The sequence below is a fragment of the Vibrio sp. 10N.286.46.A8 genome (assembly GCF_041470165.1).
Taxonomy (GTDB): Bacteria; Pseudomonadota; Gammaproteobacteria; order Enterobacterales; family Vibrionaceae; genus Vibrio; species Vibrio tasmaniensis_A.
This window is the reverse complement of sequence record NZ_JBFRLX010000035.1, coordinates 1-16,304: the sequence shown is the minus strand read 5'-3', so window position 1 is coordinate 16,304 and position 16,304 is coordinate 1. Positions and strand designations below refer to the sequence as shown.

Annotated in this window: 15 protein-coding genes and 1 pseudogene; 7 read left to right on the top strand and 9 right to left on the bottom strand. The window is 44.9% G+C overall.

The window, feature by feature from the left end; genetic code table 11:
• The first annotated feature begins 4 nt into the window (after positions 1 to 4).
• Positions 5 to 1,252 carry a TIGR03503 family protein gene (locus tag AB4232_RS04330; RefSeq protein WP_135384116.1) on the top strand — a complete coding sequence of 416 codons (1,248 nt, stop codon included), beginning with the start codon at positions 5 to 7 and terminating at the stop codon, positions 1,250 to 1,252.
• A gap of 160 nt (positions 1,253 to 1,412) precedes the next feature.
• On the opposite strand, the gene fadE is transcribed toward AB4232_RS04330, so the two are convergent.
• A complete protein-coding gene (fadE, locus tag AB4232_RS04325) occupies positions 1,413 to 3,878 on the bottom strand; it encodes an acyl-CoA dehydrogenase FadE (RefSeq protein ID WP_372086365.1) in 2,466 nt (821 codons plus the stop codon).
• A 328-nt stretch (positions 3,879 to 4,206) separates the two neighbouring features.
• Here fadE and lpcA point away from each other — a divergent pair, with 328 nt between their 5' ends.
• Positions 4,207 to 4,782, top strand: a complete 576-nt coding sequence (gene lpcA, locus AB4232_RS04320) for a D-sedoheptulose 7-phosphate isomerase (protein ID WP_009847390.1) — start codon at positions 4,207 to 4,209, stop codon at positions 4,780 to 4,782.
• A gap of 67 nt (positions 4,783 to 4,849) precedes the next feature.
• Positions 4,850 to 5,695 (top strand): class II glutamine amidotransferase, encoded by an 846-nt coding sequence (locus tag AB4232_RS04315; RefSeq protein ID WP_009847389.1) that lies wholly within the window; start codon positions 4,850 to 4,852, stop codon positions 5,693 to 5,695.
• 135 nt (positions 5,696 to 5,830) lie between these two features.
• Here AB4232_RS04315 and purN read toward each other — a convergent pair whose 3' ends face one another.
• Together purN and purM are read right to left on the bottom strand one after the other, a co-directional pair.
• On the bottom strand, positions 5,831 to 6,517 hold the full coding sequence (purN, locus tag AB4232_RS04310) for a phosphoribosylglycinamide formyltransferase (protein ID WP_372086363.1): 687 nt from the start codon (positions 6,515 to 6,517) through the stop codon (positions 5,831 to 5,833).
• A gap of 120 nt (positions 6,518 to 6,637) precedes the next feature.
• On the bottom strand, positions 6,638 to 7,678 hold the full coding sequence (gene purM / locus AB4232_RS04305; RefSeq protein ID WP_008222945.1) for a phosphoribosylformylglycinamidine cyclo-ligase: 1,041 nt from the start codon (positions 7,676 to 7,678) through the stop codon (positions 6,638 to 6,640).
• Positions 7,679 to 7,847: 169 nt separating this feature from the next.
• On the opposite strand from purM, the gene upp reads away from it, so the two are divergent.
• Entirely contained in the window at positions 7,848 to 8,474 is a 627-nt protein-coding gene (gene upp / locus AB4232_RS04300; protein ID WP_009847387.1) for a uracil phosphoribosyltransferase, read from the top strand.
• A gap of 160 nt (positions 8,475 to 8,634) precedes the next feature.
• On the opposite strand, the gene AB4232_RS04295 is transcribed toward upp, so the two are convergent.
• Positions 8,635 to 9,873, bottom strand: coding sequence for a uracil-xanthine permease family protein (locus AB4232_RS04295; protein WP_004734317.1), 1,239 nt, complete (start codon positions 9,871 to 9,873; stop codon positions 8,635 to 8,637).
• A 277-nt stretch (positions 9,874 to 10,150) separates the two neighbouring features.
• On the opposite strand from AB4232_RS04295, the gene AB4232_RS04290 reads away from it, so the two are divergent.
• Positions 10,151 to 11,410, top strand: a complete 1,260-nt coding sequence (locus AB4232_RS04290; protein ID WP_372086361.1) for a DUF2066 domain-containing protein — start codon at positions 10,151 to 10,153, stop codon at positions 11,408 to 11,410.
• 115 nt (positions 11,411 to 11,525) lie between these two features.
• Here the strand turns inward: AB4232_RS04290 and AB4232_RS04285 are convergent, their stop codons facing one another.
• From AB4232_RS04285 to AB4232_RS04270, 4 genes are all read right to left on the bottom strand, one after another.
• Complete coding sequence (locus tag AB4232_RS04285) at positions 11,526 to 11,963, bottom strand: DUF2069 domain-containing protein (RefSeq protein ID WP_009847385.1); 438 nt, start codon at positions 11,961 to 11,963, stop codon at positions 11,526 to 11,528.
• Positions 11,960 to 12,553, bottom strand: a complete 594-nt coding sequence (wrbA, locus tag AB4232_RS04280; RefSeq protein ID WP_009847384.1) for an NAD(P)H:quinone oxidoreductase — start codon at positions 12,551 to 12,553, stop codon at positions 11,960 to 11,962. Before wrbA ends, AB4232_RS04285 begins: the two co-directional genes overlap by 4 nt.
• Positions 12,554 to 12,559: 6 nt before the next feature.
• On the bottom strand, positions 12,560 to 12,910 hold the full coding sequence (gene arsC / locus AB4232_RS04275) for an arsenate reductase (glutaredoxin) (RefSeq protein WP_009847383.1): 351 nt from the start codon (positions 12,908 to 12,910) through the stop codon (positions 12,560 to 12,562).
• A gap of 123 nt (positions 12,911 to 13,033) precedes the next feature.
• Positions 13,034 to 14,488: a M48 family metallopeptidase gene (locus tag AB4232_RS04270; RefSeq protein WP_009847382.1), complete on the bottom strand. Its 1,455-nt coding sequence runs from the start codon at positions 14,486 to 14,488 to the stop codon at positions 13,034 to 13,036.
• Between the two features lie 178 nt (positions 14,489 to 14,666).
• On the opposite strand from AB4232_RS04270, the gene AB4232_RS04265 reads away from it, so the two are divergent.
• Both AB4232_RS04265 and AB4232_RS04260 read left to right on the top strand, forming a co-directional pair.
• Positions 14,667 to 14,906 (top strand): sulfurtransferase TusA family protein, encoded by a 240-nt coding sequence (locus AB4232_RS04265; RefSeq protein ID WP_012604576.1) that lies wholly within the window; start codon positions 14,667 to 14,669, stop codon positions 14,904 to 14,906.
• Positions 14,899 to 15,975, top strand: coding sequence for an AI-2E family transporter (locus AB4232_RS04260; protein WP_009847379.1), 1,077 nt, complete (start codon positions 14,899 to 14,901; stop codon positions 15,973 to 15,975). Before AB4232_RS04265 ends, AB4232_RS04260 begins: the two co-directional genes overlap by 8 nt.
• 141 nt (positions 15,976 to 16,116) lie before the next feature.
• Here AB4232_RS04260 and AB4232_RS04255 read toward each other — a convergent pair.
• A pseudogene (locus tag AB4232_RS04255) lies at positions 16,117 to 16,304 on the bottom strand (thioredoxin-dependent thiol peroxidase); the annotation flags it as partial.

The window sequence follows — 16,304 nt, the reverse complement described above, 5'->3', positions numbered from 1 at the left end:
AAGTATGTTAAGGGTATTGGCTACCGGTTGTTTATTGCTGTTGAGCTTTGGCTTACACGCAGCAACAGAATCTGTAATGAGTTTATTGGATAATCGCTTTCGAGTTGATCCCAGTATCGAGCAAGTTACTTTTGTAATCTATCGAGCCGATAATTCTAAACCCGTCGTCTTGGTTCGTCCTGATGGCAAGAAGTATCACGCTTTGCGTCATGCTGATAATGTCCGTTGGTACCAAGAATCGTCAATGGATATTATCTCTATCGACAATCCGATGCCGGGTCCCTGGCAAGCGGTAGGTAAAGTCTCACCTAAAAATAATATCAAACTTTTATCTCATCTGGTTTTAGACGCCAATGAATTTCCAGACAAGTTGTACCAAACCGAACACATTAAATTTACCGCTCGTTTGACATCCGATGGCAAGCCGCTTGTGCTGCGTGACTTTCTTGACCGTGTGAAGCTTAAAGTAACATTCACTAAGTTCGTCGAAAACGAAGAGTCCTTAGTGAGAGAAGCGCGGCCAATTCCGGTTGTCATGGGGGAATTTGCCGATGATGGCGTTGATCTTGACGAAAAAGCTGGAGATGGTGTATTCACGGTATCGTTGCCAATGGACATTGAGCCTGGTAAATATCGAGCTCGAATTACTTCTGGTAATGGTGTGTTCCTGCGAGCGCAAGAGCAAGAAGTCTTGGTCTACCCAACGCCAATCACCACCACCTTCATTCAGTCTCGCAAAGAAGGCTTATCTCATACCGTCGTGGCATCTGGCGAGCCAGGTATGATTGCACCAAGTTCTTTAGCAGCTCATATTGAGTATAAAGCTCCTGATGGGTATGTGATGTATAAGCAAGGGCAAGCAGAAGCTGATGCGATGAAAGTATCTTTATCGTTGCCTTATAATGATGATTTGGGAATTTACACTTGGTCGGGGATGGTTTATGCCACCGATGCGTCAAGCCAGCGTCCACTGATCTTCCCGATTACCGAGCAGTCGTACAGCGTTGTTCAAGAGATAGACCTAGCAGAATCTCGACGTCTTCAAGAGGAAGCTCTTGCTGAGCAGAAGCGTATTGCTGAAAAATTAATGATTCTTCAAAAAAGAGAAGATGACAGGCAGCGCAGCATAATGATTATAGCGGTAGGGAATGTGGCTGCGATTTTATTGGGCTTACTGATTTGGTTTGTAATACGTAAAATCACAGCGAAGAAGAGAGCGTTACCCGAGATGCAGCTCAAGGCACCTAAGTAACTCGTCTGCATTCCTAGAGTTGTCTTGAGGTTGTTGTCTTGAGTGAGTAAACCTCGGGACAACAAACCTCGAGAGAGTAAGCATTAAAATTTGTGACAATGAAGTGATGAATAAAAAAACGGGACTCATAGGAGTCCCGTTTTTGTTTCTGTCTCTGACCTTAAGCGACGTTATCAATCGATTGTTCTGGGTACTGAGTCTTTGCTGCAAGCTCCTCTGGTGAGAAGTCATCAACGTTAATTGTGTACAGTCTATGTTCCTCAGCGCTAATCAGAAGATTTGCTTCTTCTTGCGTTAAGATACCTTTCTCAAGTCCCAGCTGAGCGACAAGGTCGAGTCGTAAGAAAGCACGTTTTTGATGTGTTTCTTTACAAACCTTATCAAACAGAGGTTCAGCTTGAAGAATCACTTCTAGCGCTTTTTCAATCTTGCCTACAGGGTTGTATTCCGTTGCTTCCAAGTATTGGCCACGGCCGATACGAGAGCGTGTTTCGCTTGGTGTTTGTAGGATGTGCGCGACTTGGCTATCCAGCTTGTCGTTTGGTGCACGACGGATACGGCCAAATGGCATTAACACAACGCGAAGTAGTCGACCAATCACAGGGTTAGGGAAGTTCGCCAAGAACTCATCAATCGCGACTTCAGTTTGACGCAAGCTGTCTTGCATACCCCAATGGACTAATGGGAGATCTTCAGCATGGCTACCTTCGCTTTCAAAGCGCTTGAGTGTTGCTGAACCTAGGTAGAGTTGACTCAGGATATCCCCCAGTCTTGCTGATAGGCGCTCTCTGCGTTTCAGTGAACCGCCTAATACAGCCATTGAAATATCAGACAGTAGCGCTAGGTTAGCACTGTAGCGGTTCAGCTGTTGGTAGTAACGCTGTGTCTGCTTATCCGTTTTATTGGATGGTGTTGGAGCATCTGAACCACGACCGTCGGTTAAACCAAACCACAAGCTGCGGACTAGGTTACTCATAGTGAAGCTAACGTGTCCTGCTAATGCTGAATCAAACTTATCAAGTGCATCGCTGCTTTCCGAATAAGCCGCTTCCATTTCGTTCAGAACATAAGGGTGGCAGCGAATCGCGCCTTGACCATAGATGATCATTGAACGAGTCAGGATGTTTGCGCCTTCAACCGTAATTGCAATTGGTGAGCCTTGATAACCACGAGCGAGGAAGTTCGATGGGCCTAAGCAAATGCCTTTACCGCCGACGATATCCATCGCATCGATGATGCTGCGTTGGCCACGGTGAGTACAGTGGTACTTCACGATTGCTGAGATAACCGAAGGCTTTTCACCAAGATCGATACCCGCAACCGTTAGATTACTTGCTGCATCCATTACATAGGCGTTACCTGCTAGACGTGCCAGTGGCTCTTCAACCCCTTCCATACGACCAATGGGTTGTTTGAATTGACGACGAATACGAGCGTAAGCACCGGTTGCTAATGCTGCAGACTTAATACCACCGGTTGAGTTTGAAGGCAGTGTGATACCACGACCAACCGACAGACATTCAACCAACATACGCCAGCCTTGTCCTGCCATTTTCTGGCCGCCGATGATGAAATCGATAGGTACGAAGATGTCATCACCTTGAGTCGGACCATTTTGGAAAGGCACGTTGAGTGGGAAGTGACGGTTACCAATCTCTACGCCTTTTAAATCGGTAGGGATAAGGGCACAGGTGATGCCAAGATCTTGCTTGTCACCAAGCAGACCTTCTGGATCTCTCAGTTTAAAGGCTAAGCCTAAAACTGTCGCGACAGGCGCTAGAGTGATGTAACGTTTGTTCCAAGTTAGGCGCATGCCCAATACTTCTTCGCCTTGCCATTGACCTTTACACACCACGCCGTAATCTGGGATTGAGCCAGCGTCTGAGCCGGCTTCTGGGCTAGTTAAGGCAAAACAAGGGATCTCTTTACCTTCGGCTAGGCGAGGTAGGTAGTGGTTTCTTTGTTCTTCTGTACCATAGTGTTGCAATAGCTCACCGGGACCTAACGAATTAGGGACGCCAACGGTTGAGGATAATACGCTAGAAACACCCGTTAGCTTCTGTAGAACTAACGACTGAGCGTAAGCTGAAAATTCTAAACCGCCGTATTTTTTCTTGATGATCATGGCGAAGAATTTATGGTCTTTTAGGTACTGCCAAACTTCTGGTGGTAAATCAGCAAGCTCATGTGTTACTTGGTAATCATTGACCATTTCACACACTGTATTGACTGGGCCATCTAAAAACGCTTGTTCCGCCTCAGAAAGTTTCGGATCCGCAATGTTTTGAAGCTTCTTCCACTCAGGCTTGCCTTTGAACAGCTCTGCTTCCCACCATACAGTGCCTGCTTCTAATGCCTCTTTTTCCGTCTGAGACATTGCTGGTAGAACCTTCTTAAACAAAGAAAGTGCTTTTTGGCTAATCAGGGTCTGGCGAATTGCTGGTACAGCAAAGATTGCAATGGCCAATAGATAACAAAGCCAACCAGTGACTGCCACGCTGCCAAACAGGGTTAATGCTACCATTGCGCCGGTTAACACAATTAACGCACGGACCAGACTAACTCTATGGTAAAGACAGACGCTTAAGATGGCTGTCATGCCGAGTAGGGAGAGCAATATGTTCATGATCGATTTCCTTTTCAGAGATCACTTATTGTTATTAAGTTTAGGTAAGAGGTCTAACCAGTCAAGTGTAAACAAAATATTAAATATTTGTAAAACTCCAAAGTGGATAAAAAGTGATCTCAATAGAGTTAAAGTTCTAATTGTGAGAGGTTGGTGGTGAATATTTGGACGGATCGACAGTGAGAGGTTAATTAAGATGGCAATCTTTGGGCTTAAGTGTCGACACTATTTCATGTTTGTGGGTAAACTCAGTTATAAAGAGGGGAAAACCCTCAATTCTCATTTCACGCACTTTAAGTTGCGTCAAAAAACATAAGAGATAAGCCAAATGTACCAAGACCTAATCAAAAGTGAATTGAACGAAGCTGCTGACGTTCTGAACAAGTTCTTGAGTGATGACCATAACATTGCTCAAATTGAAGCTGCTGCAAAAATGATTGCAGATTCATTCAAGCAAGAAGGCAAAGTGCTTTCTTGTGGTAACGGTGGTTCACACTGTGATGCAATGCATTTCGCGGAAGAGCTAACAGGCCGATACCGTGAAAATCGCCCAGGTTTTGCTGGTATTGCGATTTCAGATCCGAGTCATCTGTCTTGCGTGAGTAACGACTTTGGTTACGACCACGTATTTTCTCGTTATGTAGAAGCCGTGGGTCGTAAAGGCGATGTGTTGTTTGGTTTGTCGACTTCAGGTAACTCTGGCAACATCCTAAAAGCGATTGAAGCTGCTCAAGCTAAAGGGATGAAAACCATTGCGCTGACCGGTAAAGATGGCGGTAAAATGGCAGGTTGTGCTGATATCGAAATCCGAGTCCCACACTTTGGCTACGCTGATCGCATCCAAGAGATCCACATTAAGATCATCCACATTGTGATTCAGCTTGTTGAAAAAGAAATGGAATAATAGTTTTACAGACATTTGGAGCCTAGGTTTGTGGCTCCATTGGTTTAAATAGGGAGTAGATTAAACCATGTGTGAATTGCTCGGTATGAGCGCGAATGTGCCAACTGATATTTGTTTTAGCTTTACTGGCCTTATGCAGCGTGGAGGCAACACTGGTCCACATCGTGATGGCTGGGGTATTACTTTCTATGAGGGGAAGGGTTTTCGTACATTTAAAGACCCTAATCCTAGTTGTGAATCAAAGATCGCTGAGCTGGTTCAAAACTACCCAATTAAGAGCCAAGCTGTTGTCAGTCATATCCGTCAAGCTAACCGCGGTGGCGTTAATCTAGAAAATACTCACCCTTTCACTCGTGAGCTTTGGGGACGATACTGGACCTTTGCTCACAATGGTCAACTAACGGATTATGATGATCTGATTAGTGGTCGATTCAGACCTGTCGGTGAGACGGACAGCGAACTCTCTTTCTGCTGGTTGTTGAAACAACTTGAAGACCGTTTTCCTGAACCTCCTCAAGATATGGAAGGTATGTTTCGCTTTGTCGCTGAGTGCTGTGACCAGTTACGAGAGAAAGGTGTTTTCAATATGTTGCTCAGTGACGGTGAGTACGTGATGAACTACTGTACGAACCATTTATACTGGATAACAAGACGAGCTCCTTTTGGTAACGCGAGCCTGATTGATGAAGATGTTGAGATTAACTTCCAAGAAGAGACCACGCCTAATGATGTGGTAACCGTCGTCGCAACTCAGCCTCTAACAGACAATGAAGAGTGGTTTAGAATGAAGCCGGGTGAATACGCGCTGTTTCATTTTGGAGAGTTAATTGGCAACAACCACCAAGCGTTGGAAGATGTCGCTTATGCTCCGAAGAAGGTGGCAAGCCAAGCGCCTACTGAACCATTGAGCTAATCTAGTCGATACTATTATTTGTCCTGATTAAAAAAGGCCGCTTACTGTACTAATAAGTCAGTGGGCGGCCTTTTTGTTTTCTGTTTTTTAAGGCTTATTCTTCCGTGATTTACTCTGGGAGAACAACCTTATTAATTACTCTTCTGCGTAACCGTGTGTACCTAATGTTTCACCGTCTAAGACAGCCTTCCCGTTTACCATCGATAAACGATCTTCAGCAAACCATTTACAAACCATCGGGTAAATACAGTGCTCTTGAGTCAGTACTCGGCTTGTTAACATGTCAGCATCATCATCTTCAAATACCGGCACCTTGGCTTGCAAGATTACAGGGCCACCATCAAGTTCTTCGGTAACAAAGTGGACGCTTGTACCGTGCTCTTTGTCTTGTGCATCAATGGCACGCTGGTGGGTGTGTAGGCCTGGGTATTTAGGTAACAGGGAAGGGTGGATGTTGACCATTTTACCGGCATAGTGACGAACAAATTCTGAACTCAAGATACGCATGTATCCCGCAAGTACGATTAAATCGGGTTGGTAAGCATCGATCTGAATCATCAATTCATGATCGAACTCTTCACGTGAACCATAGTTTTTTGGGTTCACAGAATGTGCGTCAACACCCGCGGTTTTCGCTCGCTCTAAACCAAAAGCTTCTGCTTTATTTGAGAAGACAGCTTTAACTGAAGCATCAATCATATTGCTCTCGCAGGCGTCCAAAATTGCTTGCAAGTTACTTCCGCTTCCTGAAACTAAAACGACGATGTTTTTCTTAGAGTGACTGTTATTCATAGAATGGCTGTTTTTCATAGAGTGGGTCATGCGATTGATTAACTGAACTGTTTACAATGTACCTACATAAACTAAGGTTTTCTGTGGGCTTAATAGCAAAATGAGGACCATAAGGTCCTCATTGATTAACTAAGTAAGCGAACGTGTCACTTATTTAATTTCAACTTGCTCTTCGCCAGCTTCAGCGTTTGCGATCTCACCGATAACCCAAGCGTTTTCGCCTTCGGCTTTCAGCAGTTCAACAGCTGCGTCTGCTTGATCTTTAGGTAGAGCAACAACTAGGCCTACACCACAGTTGAAAGTGCGGTACATTTCAAATGTCTCCACGTTACCTTTCTCTTGTAGCCAGTTGAAGATAGCAGGCCATTCCCAGCTCTTGCCATCAATCACTGCTTTAGTACCTTCAGGAAGTACGCGTGGGATGTTTTCCCAGAAACCACCACCTGTGATGTGCGAGATAGCATGAATGTCATGCTCTGCAATCATCTTAAGTGCCGATTTGATGTAAATCTTAGTCGGTTCTAGTAGGTGTTCACCGATAGTGCGACCTTCTAGCTCTTCACTCTTATCAGCACCAGAAACTTCTAGAACTTTACGAATCAAAGAGTAACCATTTGAGTGTGGACCACTTGAGCCAACAGCGATAAGTGCGTCGCCTGCAGCTACTTTAGTACCGTCGATGATGTCAGCTTTTTCTACAACACCAACACAGAAGCCGGCTACATCGTAGTCGTCGCCTTCGTACATACCTGGCATTTCAGCAGTTTCACCGCCGATGAGTGCACAACCTGCTTGAACACAGCCTTCAGCAATACCAGAAACAACATCTGCTGCTGTATCTACATCTAGCTTACCTGTTGCGTAGTAGTCTAGGAAGAATAGCGGCTCACCACCTTGAACGATTAAGTCGTTCACACACATTGCCACTAGGTCGATACCAATGGTGTCGTGTTTTTTCAGATCCAAAGCAAGGCGAAGTTTAGTACCAACACCATCAGTACCTGAAACAAGTACCGGCTCTTTGTATTTCGTTGGAAGTTCACATAGGGCGCCAAAGCCACCAATACCGCCCATTACTTCAGGGCGACGAGTGCGTTTAACAGCACCTTTAATACGGTCTACTAGTGCATTACCTGCGTCGATATCAACACCAGCGTCTTTGTAGCTTAGAGAAGAAGTATTACCACTCACGGGATAGTCCTCGAACTTAAGTTGGATGTGAAAACGGCGCTATTCTAACAGGGCTTGATTACGAAGAGCAAACGTTTGCGCGGTTTTTTTTATTAGAATAAAGATTCTGAAATAACCCCACAGTTCGTGTATAATCTACAGGTTTGTTTAAATATTGCCGGAGTTGGAAATGAAAGTTGTTGAAGTGAAACACCCGCTAGTAAAACATAAAATTGGCCTGATGCGTGAAGGTGACATTAGTACTAAGCGTTTTCGTGAGCTAGCGACAGAAGTGGGTAGCCTTCTAACATACGAAGCGACATCAGACTTTGAAACTGAACGGGTAACTATTGATGGTTGGAACGGCCCAGTAGAAGTTGACCAAATTAAAGGTAAAAAGGTAACAGTAGTGCCAATCCTACGTGCAGGTCTAGGCATGATGGATGGTGTTTTAGAGCATATGCCAAGTGCTCGAATCAGTGTCGTGGGTATCTACCGTGACGAAGAAACATTAGAGCCTGTACCATACTTCAACAAGCTAGCATCTAACATTGATGAGCGTATTGCTCTAGTGGTTGATCCAATGTTAGCAACTGGCGGTTCTATGATTGCAACTCTTGACCTTCTAAAAGAGCAAGGCTGTAAAGTATTTAAAGTACTGGTACTTGTTGCTGCCCCTGAAGGTATCGCTGCACTAGAAAAAGCGCACCCAGATGTTGAGCTTTACACTGCTGCAATCGATGAGAAGCTAAACGACAAGGGCTACATTGTTCCTGGTCTTGGCGATGCTGGTGATAAGATCTTCGGTACTAAGTAATTCGGTTTCAGCTTAAGTTACGCTAAACCGTTTCTTAACTCGCTGAATTAGCCGTATTAATAAAAAGGGAGAGCATTCGATGCTCTCCCTTTTTTGATCTTGCTAGCTTGTGATGCTCTTAATTGAGGATTACAAGCCTCTACAGTTTGTTGACTTGCAGTTAGTCGATTTGAGCTTTATCTACTACGGTGTTGTCGCCTAGCTCTTCAGGAAGGACTAGGTTCAGTAGAATAGCAACGATACCGCATAAGCTTACGCCTTGCAGGCTAAAGTCGCCGATGCCAAATGCCATGCCGCCAATACCGAAGACTAAAGTAATGCCGACAATCACAAGGTTACGTGATTTGTGTAGGTCGACTTTGTTCTGAATTAAAGTATTCAAGCCTACCGTTGCGATTGAACCAAACAGTAGAATCATGATGCCGCCCATCACAGGAACTGGGATTGTTTGTAATAGAGCGCCTAGCTTACCTACTAATGCTAGAACAATCGCTGTTACTGCTGCCCAAGTCATGATCACTGGGTTGAATGCTTTGGTCAGCATTACAGCCCCCGTTACTTCACTGTAGGTTGTATTTGGTGGAGCGCCCAACATAGAAGCTGCAATCGTTGCCACGCCGTCACCAGTTATTGTGCGGTGTAAACCTGGCTTTTTAAGGTAGTCTTTACCGGTTACATTCGAAATAGCAAGCATGTCGCCTACGTGTTCAACAGCAGGTGCAATTGCTACAAATACCATAAAGAAGATAGCGTTGATGTTGAACTCTGGCGCTGTGAAGTTAGGTAGAGCTAACCAAGCGGCCTGAGCGACAGGGGTAAAATCAACGACACCGTATACTAAGCTCGTTACATAACCAGCCACAATACCGCCGAAGATCGGCAGCAGCTTAAGAAAGCCTTTCGAGAAAACACTGATGACAATCGTTACCAGTAATGAGATAGAAGAAATCCATAACGCTGCGTCTGCATCGATAAGCTGAACCGCACCATCGCCTGTTTTACCTAGCGCCATGTTTACCGCAACAGGAGCAAGACCTAAGCCGATCACCATGATTACAGGGCCAACTACGACTGGGGGAAGCAGTTTGTGGATAAAGGCTACACCACGTACCTTAATTAAGGCACCCATTAATACATACACAACACCTGCCGCCATAAGGCCGCCCATAGTTGCACCTACACCCCAAGTTTGAATGCCAAACATGATAGGTGCGATGAATGCAAAAGAAGACGCAAGGAAAATAGGTACTGAACGGCGTGTAATAAGTTGGAATAAAAGGGTACCGATACCTGCACCAAAGAGCGCTACGTTGGGATCAAGGCCTGTCAGCAGGGGCACCAGTACAAGTGCACCAAAAGCGACAAATAGCATTTGCGCACCTTGCAGAGCATTTTTCATGTTATGTCCTTAAAAATGGTCGTTATATGAAAAGCGAAAAATAAAATTCGCGGGATTCTATCACTTGGCAATCGGTTGCTATGTCAGATAGATCAAATTTATTTATATTAGTTATGTTTATCTCTATCAAAATAAGAAAAATTCAGTTTACAAGTGAACGATTTATCATGGTCAGGTGATATTTTATGGTTATTAAACACAGTGGGGGCTAACGACCTTGCCCCTCAATCCATAGTTGCTTATCATCAAGGCACAAGCTTTGAATATTAGGATCAATATGCGCTACATAGCATTGTTGTTGATGGGACTATTAGCCTCTCCGAGTTATGCCTTAACTCAAGTAGATATCTTTAGTGCTGAAGTTGCGATTAACGCTGAAGACAAACAACCAGAACAAGTGGCAAGAAATACTGGCATGGAGCAGGTATTGATACGTGCGACTGGCCAAACTGATGTCGCGTCGAATGAAACTATTCAAAAGGCGATGCGTAAGAGTGCGCAGTACATGTCTCAAATGAGTTTTGGCGAAAGCAATGACCAATCAACATTGCGCATGCGTTTTAATGGTGCTCAAATTCGTTCACTACTGACTCAAGCGCAATTACCGTACTGGCCTGATACTCGCTCAAATATTCTTGTTTGGCTGGTAGAAGAGAGTAACTACGACAAGAACATTGTCTGGGAACACTCCAACTCACTGTTAGCTGTAGGCTTACAAGCCAATGCAAAAGAGCGCGGTTTGCCTTTGATGTTTCCTGTTGGTGATTTTGATGATGTTACGGGAGTGGCCACCTCGGATTTGTGGGGCAGCTTTGTCACACCGATTAGCAACGCGAGTCAACGTTACCCTGTTGATGCTGTTTTGGTGATTAAGGCACAGTCTTCTGGATTACGCTGGACTTTGTATGATCAAAAACCAAACCAACTGACGAGCGCGCCAACATCGCCTGTGAGTGGTTCGGTATCGGGCAACAGCGCGACGACTTCTAAGAAGCTTGTTGACCAAATCAGTAACTACTACGCGAGTAAGAGTGCAGTAACGGTGGCGAGTGAATCTTCGGAATCAATCTTAACGCAGTTTATCAGCCTGAATAACGCGCAAGACTTCTTCCAATTGGAGAATGCACTGAAGCGTCTAAACTCGGTGGCAAGCTTAGATATTCTACAAATTCAAAACAATGAAGTGACGTTCCGAATTCATTTGTTATCGACCCAACAAGAGTTTGAACAAGAAGTTGAAAGCATTCGCCAAGTCGCGAAGGTTGAAGAGTCTTATATCGAACCTGAAGTGAGCCCAGAATTTGAAGCGCAAGATAACATTATGTCTGTAGGCGATGACTCTGCTGTTGTTACTAATGCGATGGGCAATGAAACTACCCCAAGCGTTCAAGTGATGAAAGGCAGTGAGTTATCTACAGGTGCTGAGCTAACAAATACAACTGAGGTGACGCTAGGTGAATCTGATGAGGAAGCGCTACCAGTCACAGCGCCAGTGCACGCTAAGCCAAGCTTAGTATACGAATGGGTTCGCTCGTAATCGTCTACCGACATGACAGATTGATATGAAATCACGAAAAAAGCCCTGCAAGAGAAATCTCGCAGGGCTTTTTGTTTATCTGTTGTCATGTCAGATCTAGAGCATCGAACCAATATTATTGTTCGAACTTAGCTTTCTCTTTCTTTTCTACTTCGGAAAGGCGCTTCAACTTGATGCCTAACTCTTTGGCTCTAAAACGGGTAAATAATATATTGCCTGCGAAGCCTAGAGTCGTCAAAAGCAGTTCTACAGCGGCTAACAAGCGCTCTCCACCGTCTACATACATAATAGTTAACGCGTGTAGGAAGTAGAGCATTAAGACGAAATTCGCCCAAGCATGCGTATAAGGCTTGCCCGATAATATTCCCGGTAATGGTAGTAACAGCGGTATAGCCCAAGCAATCGCCAGTGTTACATTACTGAGGTGAGGGTGCGGTGAAAGTGTCATCTGCCAAGCAACCACCCAGAATAAAAGCGACAAATTGCCCGTTAAAGCAAGGTAGCGAAATAGCTTGGTTTTGGGAGACATCGGTCTCTCTGACATATACATCATTGAGGCATTCCCTTCTGGTTAATAGCGATGCGCGCTACGCGTTTGCCTAGGTTTTTCGCCAACTCAATTTCTTCTTTGCTTAATGAAGCGCTCTCTCCAGTGCTGCTTGCACCGTAAGGTGTGCCACCGGTTTGAGTGGTGTGCAGCGCAGGTTCTGAATAGGGGATGCCCACGACTAACATGCCATGATGAAGTAGAGGCAGCATCATGCTTTGCTGTGTCGTCTCTTGACCACCATGTAGTGATGAAGAGGAAGTAAATACACAAGCTGGTTTATCGATGAGATCGCCATTAATCCATAACGATGTTGTGCTATCCCAAAAGTGCTTCATTGGCCCAGCCATATTGCCAAACCATACTGGGCTGCCGAGTGCTAAACCATCGCAAGAACGGAGATCTTGTAAGGTCGCAATAGGATCTGTTGGTTGATAGCGCGAATCCGGCTGCTCTTCTACCGTATACACGTTGTTCACCGTTCTTAGCATGGCTTCGCAGTTCGGGATGGATTCCACCCCTCGAGCGATTTGCCTTGCTAGCGCTTGGGTGTTGCCGTGTCGACTATAGTAGAGAACAAGAATGTTGATGCTCATATTGGATTACAGAATCTCTAGTACTTGTTCTGGTGGACGACCAATTTTTGCTTTGTTGTTCGCGACAACCACTGGACGTTCAAACAGTTTTGGATTCGTTGCCATTGCAGCGAAAAGATCTTCATCAGTCACTGATGCGTCACCAAGGTTCGCTTCTTTGTAATCCGCTTCTTTGGTACGCATCATGTCGCGAACACTCTCAAAACCAAGCTGAGTGAAAAGCACTTTCAGCTGTTCAACAGTCAAAGGCGCATCTAGGTATTTGATCACCTCTGGTTGTACGCCGTTTGCTTCAAGCAGTTCGAGAGTTTGACGGCTCTTTGAGCAGCGTGGGTTATGATAAATCACGACAGACATGGTTCTTCCTCATTATTATTTTTGATTTAATAGTTCAGCCGAAGCCAACTGAGTGGCTTCTTATTGTGTAACGTTGAGCTTTCTTTGTATTTTGGCAACGAGCTTCGCTACCAGTCATTATACTTATTGCAACGATAAGAAGCGTTCGCGCTGTATCATTAGTTGATCAATTCGAGCGTCATAACGTGCTTGTTTTAGGCTGCCTAGTTCTGCTATTTGGCTCGCCTGCGTGTAGTACTGAATCGCTTTGTTCCAGTTGGCTTGCAGTGCCAAAATCTCTGCCCTAGCAGACAATTCTTCATCGCTGTTGCCAAGGTTTGTATTTGCCTTTGAAAGCAGGTACCACCCATTGGTGTCGTTCGGGTTATCGTGCGTGTAACGTTGCAACACGCGAACGGCTTCCTGTAGGTCTTCATTTTCGATCAGTGCATTGGCGTAGTTTATGGTTAGAACTGAGTTGTTTGGTTGACGCTCAAGTGCTGACTTAAGTTCTTTAATCGCAATCTCAGGCTTTTTCTGTTCAATGTGCAGATCTGAAATAGCATCCAGATAGAACAAGTTGGTTGGGTCGCTATTCATCAGCTTGGTCAGAATCGGTTCTGCTTTATCTAGTTTTTTTGAATCTAGGTAAACCAGTGCTTGTCCATACTCTAATGATGGAACCAAGGCTTTGGGGGCTTTCTTCAGCTTTCGCTCAAACCAATCAAGAGCTGCATCATTATTAATACCTGCATAGCGTGCAACAATCCGGGCTCTTGCTAAATGATAATCCAGTGACGGAGCCAGTTTTAGTGGTGTATAGCTGCGAGCACGGGCGCGTGAATCTGTGATTCGGTCTTCAGGCAACGGGTGAGTTAATAGCATTGGTGGCGGTGTGCTTGCATAGCGGTATTCATCAGCTAAGCGGCCAAAGAAACGTGGCATAGCGTTTACATCGAACCCTGCTTTTGCAAGCGTGTTGATGCCAAAGCGGTCGGCTTCTTTTTCATTACTTCGGGTGTAGTTTATTTGGCTTTGCATGTTACCAGCAGTTGTTGCAGTGATAGCTGCGATACCGGCTTCTGGTGCTGCAATCGCTAATAATACAGAAGCGGCCAATGCTGCGATGGTTGCAGGAGAGCGGCGAGCTTGATCTTCCATACTACGTGCTAAGTGACGCTGGGTAACATGCGCGATTTCGTGCGCCAATACGGAAGCGAGTTCACTTTCAGACTGTGCATGCAAGAACAAACCTGAGTGCAAAGCAACATAACCACCAAAAAAAGCAAAAGCGTTGATGTTTCGGTCACGGATCATAAAGAACTGAAAAGGTGTCTTTACATCATTTGCGTTCGCGACAAGGCGATGGCCAAGCGTGTCAATGTATTGGTTTAGAACCGGGTCGTTTACAATAGGCTGGCTGCTTCTGATGATGCGCATGTAGGCATCACCATAGATAAGTTCTTGGTCGATAGTGAGTGTGCCGCCAGCCGCGGTGCCGATATCGGGTAGCTCCAAACCATTGGTATTTGCCAACGTTGGAGTGCTTAATGTAGCTGCGATGCATAAGCAAGCAATTGAGCGAGCGCGTTTAAACATATTAGTCAGTAATACTCCGTTTCTTCTGACAGTAAGACAAGTGCAATGCAAATTGGTTCTCTATCTGATTTAACCTTTACCAAGTGCGTGCGCTATCATGAAGGAAGATGAATGAATGATGGCGCGTTTTCAAAAACAGATTACAATACGACCCTTATAATAAGCATCGAGCTAAAGAATGACACCTAATATTCTAGATTTACGCCAAGAGCGCTGTCCAATGGCACTATTATTAGCCAAGCGTCACAGTGTAAAGTTAGAAGTAGGGCAATCATTGTCAATTTATGTCTCTGATAACAGCTCGATGAAAGATATTGTTACTTTTTTGTCTAAGCAAGCCTATGACGTCATCGTAGAGGTTTGCTCTAATTACCATCATCTCCTCGTCACTAAAAAGGAATTGCAGTCAAATGCTTGAAATGGTCAATCGTTGGTATAAACGACGTTTCTCTGATCCCCATGCTGTCAGCTTGGTTGCCATCATTCTTTTCGGCTTTATAACGATCTACTTCTTTGGTCACCTCATTGCCCCACTTTTGGTGGCTATTGTTTTGGCTTATCTGCTTGAGTGGCCGGTTACTCAACTTCAAAGACTCGGTGTTCCAAGAACCCCATCAGTGATGTTGGTGATTTTAATGTTCTTTAGCGTGATGTTACTTGCGCTGTTTGGTCTAGTACCAACGATTTGGGAACAGGTAGGTAACCTTATCAATGATATTCCAAGCATGTATGGTGGCTTACAGAAGTTCATCGCAACCATTCCTGAGCGTTACCCTGAACTAGCAAACCTGCAGATCGTTGAATCGATTGTGTCTAATGCGAAAAACAAAGCATTAGGCTTTGGCGAAAGCGTTGTGAAGGGCTCTTTAGCTTCTCTTGTTAGTTTGGCGACGCTTGCGGTTTACCTGATTCTTGTACCGCTGCTGATTTTCTTCCTTTTGAAAGACAAAGAAGAGATGATCAGTATGGCTAGTGGTGTTCTGCCTAAGAACCGTCGTCTAGCGACCAAGGTTTGGGTTGAGATGAACCAACAAATCTCAAATTACATTCGCGGTAAGGTGCTCGAGATTTTGATCGTCGGTGGTGTCAGCTACGTAACCTTTGCGATTCTGGATTTACGTTATTCAGCACTGCTGGCTGTTGCGGTTGGTTTCTCGGTATTGATTCCTTACATCGGTGCGGCGGCTGTGACCGTTCCAGTTGCGATTGTTGGCCTGTTCCAGTGGGGATTAGAGCCTCAGTTTTACTGGCTGTTATTGGCTTACGGTATTATCCAAGCGCTAGATGGCAACGTGCTCGTTCCGGTTTTGTTCTCTGAAGCAGTGAATCTGCACCCCGTAGCGATTATTGTAGCGGTGTTGGTGTTTGGCGGACTGTGGGGATTCTGGGGCGTGTTCTTTGCTATCCCGCTTGCTACGCTGGTGAAAGCGGTTTGGAATGCTTTACCGAGTCATGCTCTCGACGATGACCCTGAGCATCAATCGTAATTGAAGATCAATACAGTTGAGTAAGTATTAAAAAGGCCGAATATCCATGATATTCGGCCTTTTGGCATTTGGCTTAGTAGTGAGTAGCGTATTAAGATTCGCTAGGTGCGAATTTAGAGAATCAACTCACTAAAATCGACATTAAGCTTCTGGGTTGAAGTAATCTAAAACCACTTCGTGGTGAGTCTTGGTTTTGAACTTGTTGAAGACGTGTTCAATCTGACCTTCTTCATCAATTAGAAAGCTAATACGGTGCAGACCATCGTACACTTTGCCCATAAATTTTTTCTCGCCCCAAACACCAAACTGTTCAGCAACACTGTGGTCTT